Genomic DNA, 8,059 nt, shown 5'->3' with positions numbered 1-8,059 from the left:
CGTTCTTTTTTAAAATATATAGATAATGATTGGTATTTTTTTAGTGATGAAACAGATGCCTTAGACCTATTCAAATATATTGAAAAAAAATTAGAGTTTTTTAATACAAATAAATCTCAAAATACATTTGAACTAAAAACTGCTATTCAACCAAGGTGGTCTAAAGAACAATATTTTGAGGCTTTTAATAAAATACAAGAATACATTAAAGCTGGGGATTGTTATCAAATTAATTTAACCCAAGAATTTAAAGCTAATTTCAAAGGGTCTTTATTAAATAAAGCTGAAGATTTATGGAGCCTTACTAATGCCCCATATGCAGGTTATTTAAAATTAGATCAATTTGAATTATTAAGTTGCTCTCCTGAGCTCTTCATTGAATTCAATCAAAATAAAGAAATTAAGACCCGACCTATTAAGGGAACCATGCCTCGATATGAGGATATCGAAAAAGATTTAATTTCAAAACAAACTTTAAAAAACTCTCAAAAAGATCAGGCAGAGAATGTCATGATTGTTGATTTATTACGTAATGATTTGAGCATTTATGCCAATACAGGGTCCGTAAAAACAACGCAATTATTCGAGATTGAAAGTTTTAATCAAGTTCATCATATGGTCAGTGAGATTGTTGCGACTCTTAAAAATGATATCAACCCTATGCAAATGTTGCTCTCTGCTTTACCGGGAGGATCAATTACAGGGGCACCAAAAATTCGGGCAATGCAAATTATTGAAGAATTAGAAGAAGAAGCAAGAGGTGCATATTGCGGGACATTAGGTTACTTCAATTTTGATGGAACGGGTCGCTGGAATATTCTTATCCGCAGCTTTCAACAATATCAAAATAAGCTCTCTTTGTGGGCTGGCGGTGGCATTACAATTGCCTCAAATGCAGAAGCAGAATATCAAGAAAGCCTTGATAAAATTTCTGCTATGCTGAACTTGATGAACAGCACAGCAGATTAAAACTTAAAGAATATCTTGCTTTAACGTTTGCACTAAACGCATATTTTGCTCATCAGTACCCACTGTAATACGCAAAAACTGATTAATACGAGGCTTATTGAAATAACGCACAATAATACCTTGTTCACGTAATTGCTGTGCAAGTTTGCCTGCATCATGGACTGAGTGTGAAGCAAAAATAAAGTTCGCTTTAGAAGGTAAAACTTTAAAGCCCAAAGCAGTTAAGTCATCTACTAGCTTTTCACGACTAGAAATAACTCTCTGAAGTTGTTCTTCAAAATAAGCCTGATCTTCAAAAGAAGCTACCGCGGCTGCAATTGCAAAACGGTCAATAGGATATGAGTTAAAACTATTTTTGACAGCTTCAAGCGCTGCAATTAAATGTGGCTGAGCGATTGCAAAACCAACGCGCAAACCAGCTAATGAACGAGACTTCGAAGTTGTTTGACAAACAACCAAATTCTCATAGCGATTTACAAGACCAACTGCGGATTCTGCCCCAAAATCAACATAAGCCTCATCGATCACCACTACCCGATCTGGATTTGCTTTTAAGATTTGCTCGATATCAGGCAAACCCATTGCAATACTGGTTGGTGCATTAGGGTTTGTAATAACAATCCCGCCATTTGGTTGTATATAGTCCTTAGCTTCTATCTCAAAATTCTCATTAAGTGGAATTTCTTTAGTTTTTGTTCCAAAGAACTGGCTATAAACTGGATAAAAACTATAAGTAATATCCGGATAAAGAATAGGTTCGTCTTGAAGGAAAAATGCTTTAAAAATATGAGCAAGTACTTCATCTGAGCCATTCCCAACAAAAACTTGAGAAATCTCAATATTCTGTTGTTTAGCAATTGCTTGCTTTAAAGCTGTAGCATCTGGGTCTGGATATAAACGCAATGCATCAGCTTGCTGAGTTAAAACAGCTTGAACTGCTTCAACTACTTTTGGTGATGGCGGATATGGATTTTCATTCGTATTAAGTTTCAATAAATTCTGAATTTTAGGCTGTTCACCAGGAACATAAGGCTCTAATTCACGAACTTCTGGACTCCAAAAGCGCATTTGTGCTGTAGATAAAGTCATGGTCTTATCTCAAAAAAGGGCTGAAAATCAGCCCTGAGTAATAATTAAAAAACTACAAGGTTTATAAGCTTATTGATAACGATAGCGAGCTGAGCGTGCATGGGCATCTAAGTTCTCTTGGACAGCTAATATGTCAGCTGTTTTAGCTAATGTTTTAACCCCAACTTTCGAACACATAATTAGGCTCGAACGTTTTTGAAAATCATAAACGCCTAATGGAGAAGAAAAACGAGCAGTTCCAGATGTCGGTAATACATGATTTGGGCCCGCACAATAGTCACCGATTGCTTCAGGTGTATAACGCCCCATGAAAATTGCTCCAGCATGACGAATCTCTTCGCTCATCGCTTCGGCATCATCTAAGCACAGCTCCAAATGCTCTGGTGCAACCTGATTAATCAACTCAATTGCTTCTGCACGGTCTTTGACTAATACCAAAGCACCACGGTTTTCAATTGAAGTTCGCGCAATATCTGCCTTTGGCAATTCATTTAAATGCTTTTCAATTGCCAACTCTACTGCATTGAGCAAAGCTTCATCTGGAGTTATAAAAATAGCTTGAGCAACTGTGTCATGTTCAGCCTGAGATAAAACATCCATAGCTAACCAATCTGCATTATTCTCACCTTCTGCATATACTAAAATTTCAGAAGGTCCAGCAATCATATCGATACCAACTTGACCAAATACAGCACGTTTAGCAGCTGCTACAAAACGATTCCCTGGGCCAGTAATTTTATCTACAGGTGGAATGGTCTGTGTCCCATAAGCCAAAGCTGCTACAGCCTGTGCCCCACCAATGGTAAACACTCGGCTGACTCCTGCAAGGTAAGCTGCCGCAAGAACCAATGAATTTAATTCACCATTCGGTGCTGGAACAACCATAATAATTTCAGGTACACCCGCAACATGAGCAGGTACAGCGTTCATTAGAACTGAAGATGGATAAGAGGCTAAACCACCTGGCACATAAATACCAACACGGTCTAAAGGCGTAACTTTTTGCCCTAATGTATTGCCCAAGTCATCTATATAAGTCCAGCTATCTTGTTTCTGAGCTTCATGAAATGTACGAATACGCTTTGCTGCCAACTCTAAAGCATCACGAATTTCTGGGCTTAAATTATCAAAAGCAGTTTTTAGTTGTTCTTGAGATAATTCTAAATCTGAAAATTGATGCGCAGGATGTCGATCGAACTGTTGAGTAAGCTTTAAAACATGATCATCACCATGCTGACGAACATCAGCAATAATTTGATCTACTGTTTGCACTAAATTAAGATCATTCACGGTTTCAAATGCCAATAGCTCAGCAAAAACCTGTTTGAAGTTTTGATCTTGAGTCGATAAACGTCGCATCAATTTACCCACAAGGCGAAAAAGAAAAAGTAAGTTTACCCTTTTTCTATGCGCTTGTGGGCATCATCTAGCTTAACTATCGCAAAAGCATGATGGAAAATTGCTTTTAACGCGATTGAACAACTTGCTCAAGCTGTGAAATGATTGGATTTAACAAAGTTTGTTTACGTTTAAAACTGGCTTTATTTACAATTAATCGAGAAGACACTTTGCAAATCTCTTCTAATGGCTCAAGACCATTTGCTCTTAAAGTGTTACCAGTATCGACCACATCTACAATGTAATCACCTAAACCAACCAAAGGTGCTAACTCCATAGAACCATAGAGCTTAATAACATCAACCTGCTCACCTAAGCTTGCATAATATTGACGTGTAAGATTGACATATTTCGTGGCAATTTTTAAACGACCCTTTGGATGTTCCATACCTACTTTACCAGCTGTCATTAACTTACATTTAGCAATTTGCAAGTCAAGCAACTCATAGACATGCTGAGCACCATGTTCCATCAACACATCTTTACCTGCTACACCTATATCTGCTGCACCATTTTCTACATAGGTCGGTACATCAGATGCACGTAAAATTAAAATACGTACTTGTTTATGCGTAGTAGGAAAAATTAGTTTACGAGATTTTTCCGGATCTTCGAGTAAATTAATACCCGCTGTAGCCAATAAAGGTAACGTCTCTTTTAAAATACGCCCTTTACTCAATGCCAAGGTCAAACCATGATCAAAATTACCCATCACATCAAAATTAGGATCATCGTTTCTTACATCATTCATTAACTTACTCGCTTAATTTTGGCACCTAAACCTTGAAGCTTCTCTTCGACATGTTCATAACCACGGTCAATATGGTAGATACGATCAATTAAAGTATCTCCCTCTGCAACTAATGCAGCCAGAACCAAAGAGAATGAAGCACGTAAATCTGTTGCCATAACAGGCGCTGCCTGTAAGGTTTCAACTCCGGTTACGACAGCATCGTGACCTTCTACTTGAATATTAGCGCCCATTCGTGACAATTCAGGAACATGCATAAAACGATTTTCAAAGATCGTTTCAGAGATTGTCGCGAATCCACGGCCAATCACATTTACTGCCATCAGTTGTGCTTGCATATCAGTTGGAAATTCTGGATGTGGCAAGGTTCTAAAACTTACAGCTTTAGGACGTTTACCCAACATATCAAGTTCAATCCAGTCATCACCACGAGTGACTTCAGCACCCATTTCTTCAAATTTATCCAGAACAGACTCAAGCAATGCCGGATCGGTATGAGTTGTTTTTATACGTCCACCTGTAATTGCAGCGGCTGCTAAATACGAACCTGTTTCAATGCGATCAGCAACAACAGCATATTCACAGCCATGCAAACTTTCTACGCCGGTTACAACCAAAGTATCTGTATCAAGACCTTCGATCTTAGCCCCCATTTTAATTAACATTTGAGCAAGGTCAGTGATTTCAGGTTCACGAGCTGCATTACGAATAGTCGTAACACCATCTGCTAATGCTGCTGCCATTAAGATGTTTTCAGTACCGCCGACAGTAACCATATCAAAAACAACTTCACCGCCTTTTAAGCGACCATCAACTGAAGCATGGACATAACCATTTTCAACTTCAATATGTGCACCCAAAGCTTCTAAAGCTTTTAAATGCTGATCCACAGGTCTTGAACCAATCGCACAACCACCTGGTAAAGAGACTTTAGCATTACCATAACGTGCTAATAATGGTCCTAAAACCAAAATTGAGGCACGCATTGTTTTTACTAGTTCATAAGGCGCAAACTGATTATCTAAAGTAGAGGTATCTGCTTTTACTGTGTCATTTTCATAGCCAATCGTTACCCCTAATCCACCAATTAGTTTTACCAAAGTATTAACATCTTTAAGATTTGGAACATTGGTTATTGTAATTGGAGAGTCTGCAAGAATAGTTGCAGCAAGTAAGGGCAAAGCCGCATTTTTAGCACCAGAAATGCGCACTTCGCCTTCGAGCTTAACACCACCCGTGATTAAAAATTTATCCATTAATATTTAAGCTCCGAAAAGGCTTGCTTTACGCCATTCATCTTTGGTCATTGCACGAATTGTTACCGCGTGAACTTCCCCACTTGCAATATAAGTATTTAATGGTGCATAAACTAATTGTTGACGAGCCACTGTACGCTTACCTTCAAATTGATCATCCACAATACGGAGGTCAAATTTTCCAGCCTGTCCGCTCACCGCTACTTCCGCTACAGGGAAAGCTTCTTTTAAAATTTGAGTGAGCTGTTCACTATTCATTGCAAAGACCTCTGACACAACCTAAGGGGTAAAACGGAGTATTTTACTATAACTTTTTCCAAGAATTCAGTACGTGTTTATATTTTATCAATAAAAAAGAGGCTATCTTTCAAGCCTCTCTTAAATTAACAAAACTTATTGAACAGAAACAGCAACTTGTGAATAAGTACATTGCATCTTTCGATATCTTAATAATTGTCTTTTTAATTTTTCAGTCAATTTTTTAATTGAAGTATACATATCATCAGCGGTTGCCTGAGCAAACAACTCAATCCCTGGCAATCTTACAATCGCCTCTGCAACATGATTTGAACTGCCCTTATGAGAGCGCTTATCAATTTGATGATCTTTCGTTAATTTAATCTGCATACTATTCACCTGATCTAGGTGTTTCGTTAATTGATTAAACTTTGATTTAATATTTTCTTCTATAGCTGGTGTAATTGCTAAATGATGACCGCGAATCGTTATTTGCATAATTCTATCCCTCACCTTTTTTAGGTTATTTAAAGAAGAACCAAAACGATTTAATGCTATCAAAAAGAAATTTAGGACAATTAAACCATTTTAGCGACTCCTCTTGGTGAAATTAAAATTTCATTATTTCGTCATAATGAATCTCTAGAATAGCCATACTTCAAAATTCAGATCAAGACTTTTCTTTCAGACGATGAAGGAATATGTAACGATTCTCGATATTTTGCGACAGTCCTTCTTGCTACTTCAATCCCCTCATCTTTCAATAAGGTAGCAATTACATTATCGGACAAAGGTTTACGCGGATTTTCACTTGCTACAAGCTTTTTAATCATTGCACGAATAGCAGTAGAAGAAGCCTCTCCTCCAGCAGTAGTGCCTACATGGCTAGAGAAAAAATATTTCAACTCAAAAAGGCCACGTGGGGTAAGCATATATTTATTTGTGGTTACACGAGAAACTGTAGATTCATGCAATTCTACTTCTTCAGCAACATCTCGGAGAACCAATGGTTTCATTGCTTCTGCACCTATCTCCAAAAAAGCTTTCTGATGTTCCACAATACAAGATGCTACTTTTAGTAACGTCTTATGTCTTTCATCAATGCTTTTAATAAAGTTTTTTGCTTCAAGCATCTGATTACGTAAATATAAATTATCTTCACTCTGATCTGCTCTACGAATCATACTAGAGTAAAAAGTATTAATTCTTAATTTAGGTAACACATCTGGATTTAGTTGAACCTGCCAATGTAAATCTTTTTTAGAAACCACCACATCTGGAATTTGATAATCTGACTCTTCTTTATCAAAATCCATACCGGGATAGGGTTTTAATGTTTTTAAAAGATTGATTGCAAACTTTAATTGATCTTTCGTTAAACCCGTTTGTTTGAGTAATTTATTTAAATCATTTGCTATCAAAAGCTCATAATATTGCAATAAGCTTTTTGCCTCATTTAAATATTCAACATCTTTTGGTAGAAATTCGAGCTGTACTTTTAAACATTCCGCTAAATTACGCGAACCAATTCCTAAGGGATCAAGTCTTTGAATATGCTTTAAAACCACCAAAACTTCATCTTCTTCTATCTCTTCCTCAATATCCATTTCATTCAATAATTGCTGTGAGGCTAAAATGATTTCCTCTAACTCAGCATCCAAAAATCCTTTATCATCTAATGCATCAACAATACAATAAGCAATTAATTGATCTATTTTAGAAAAATGTAGAAGATTAACTTGTTCCAAAATATGTTCTTTTAAAGATAATTGAACTTGACGATTATCCTCTCGCTCTTCAAATTCTGGAGTAGCCAAAGCCGTCGATTGATGAGTATAAATATCATCCCAATCAGTATCGACTGGTAAATCATCAGGCAAATGGTTTGCATTTAATTCAGTTGTTAAGTCATCTGAATCTTTACTTTCTAATGTAGACAGACTTTCTATTAATGACTCTTCTTCTATTTTTTCAAGTAAAGGATTACTATCTAGTTGGATCTGAATTTCTTGTTCAAGCTCTAAACTCGAAAGCTGTAACAAACGAATCGCCTGCTGTAATTGAGGTGTTAACGATAAAGAATTCGCAACTTTCAACCCAACAGATAATTTCATATTTTAGATCCCATTAAACAAGCAAAAATCATGCCTATTTAACATTTATAACATATAGCTTCCATTTATCATATATATCAGCATGAAATTTCTAGAAGAAAAATTGGATTTTTTATCAAAGAATCTTGCTAGAAAGCTATATTATTCATTGATTAGATACCTTTATTAGCTAAGAGATGCTTCGCTGGTCTTCTTATTTCCGAATTGATTTAGAAGACTACGATAATAATGATCTTAAGTTTGAA

General features: G+C 36.5%; 8 protein-coding genes. 1 reads left to right on the top strand and 7 read right to left on the bottom strand.

Annotated features, from left to right (window positions below; all coding sequences use genetic code 11):
- Positions 1-969, top strand: a 969-nt coding sequence (locus tag NL42_RS17835) for an anthranilate synthase component I family protein (RefSeq protein ID WP_461313770.1), incomplete at its 5' end; no start/stop codon positions are given.
- 3 nt (positions 970-972) lie between these two features.
- Here the strand turns inward: NL42_RS17835 and hisC are convergent.
- From hisC to NL42_RS17800, 7 genes are all read right to left on the bottom strand, one after another.
- Positions 973-2,058 carry a histidinol-phosphate transaminase gene (hisC, locus tag NL42_RS17830; RefSeq protein ID WP_013198907.1) on the bottom strand — a complete coding sequence of 362 codons (1,086 nt, stop codon included), beginning with the start codon at positions 2,056-2,058 and terminating at the stop codon, positions 973-975.
- 69 nt (positions 2,059-2,127) lie between these two features.
- Positions 2,128-3,417, bottom strand: a complete 1,290-nt coding sequence (gene hisD, locus NL42_RS17825) for a histidinol dehydrogenase (RefSeq protein ID WP_461313769.1) — start codon at positions 3,415-3,417, stop codon at positions 2,128-2,130.
- Positions 3,418-3,523: 106 nt separating this feature from the next.
- Positions 3,524-4,207, bottom strand: coding sequence for an ATP phosphoribosyltransferase (gene hisG, locus NL42_RS17820; protein WP_461313768.1), 684 nt, complete (start codon positions 4,205-4,207; stop codon positions 3,524-3,526).
- The gene (gene murA / locus NL42_RS17815; RefSeq protein ID WP_003655839.1) at positions 4,207-5,463 is read right to left on the bottom strand and encodes a UDP-N-acetylglucosamine 1-carboxyvinyltransferase; all 1,257 of its coding nucleotides are present in this window, start codon (positions 5,461-5,463) and stop codon (positions 4,207-4,209) included. Before murA ends, hisG begins: the two co-directional genes overlap by 1 nt.
- Before the next feature lie 6 nt (positions 5,464-5,469).
- Positions 5,470-5,721: a BolA family iron metabolism protein IbaG gene (gene ibaG / locus NL42_RS17810; protein WP_004794487.1), complete on the bottom strand. Its 252-nt coding sequence runs from the start codon at positions 5,719-5,721 to the stop codon at positions 5,470-5,472.
- A gap of 135 nt (positions 5,722-5,856) precedes the next feature.
- A complete protein-coding gene (hpf, locus tag NL42_RS17805) occupies positions 5,857-6,198 on the bottom strand; it encodes a ribosome hibernation-promoting factor, HPF/YfiA family (RefSeq protein ID WP_016139193.1) in 342 nt (113 codons plus the stop codon).
- 167 nt (positions 6,199-6,365) lie between these two features.
- Positions 6,366-7,814, bottom strand: coding sequence for an RNA polymerase factor sigma-54 (locus NL42_RS17800; RefSeq protein WP_461313767.1), 1,449 nt, complete (start codon positions 7,812-7,814; stop codon positions 6,366-6,368).
- Between the last annotated feature and the right edge of the window lie 245 nt (positions 7,815-8,059).

This window comes from Acinetobacter sp. GN11 (assembly GCF_054823985.1).
This window is presented reverse-complemented; position numbering and strand designations above follow the sequence as displayed.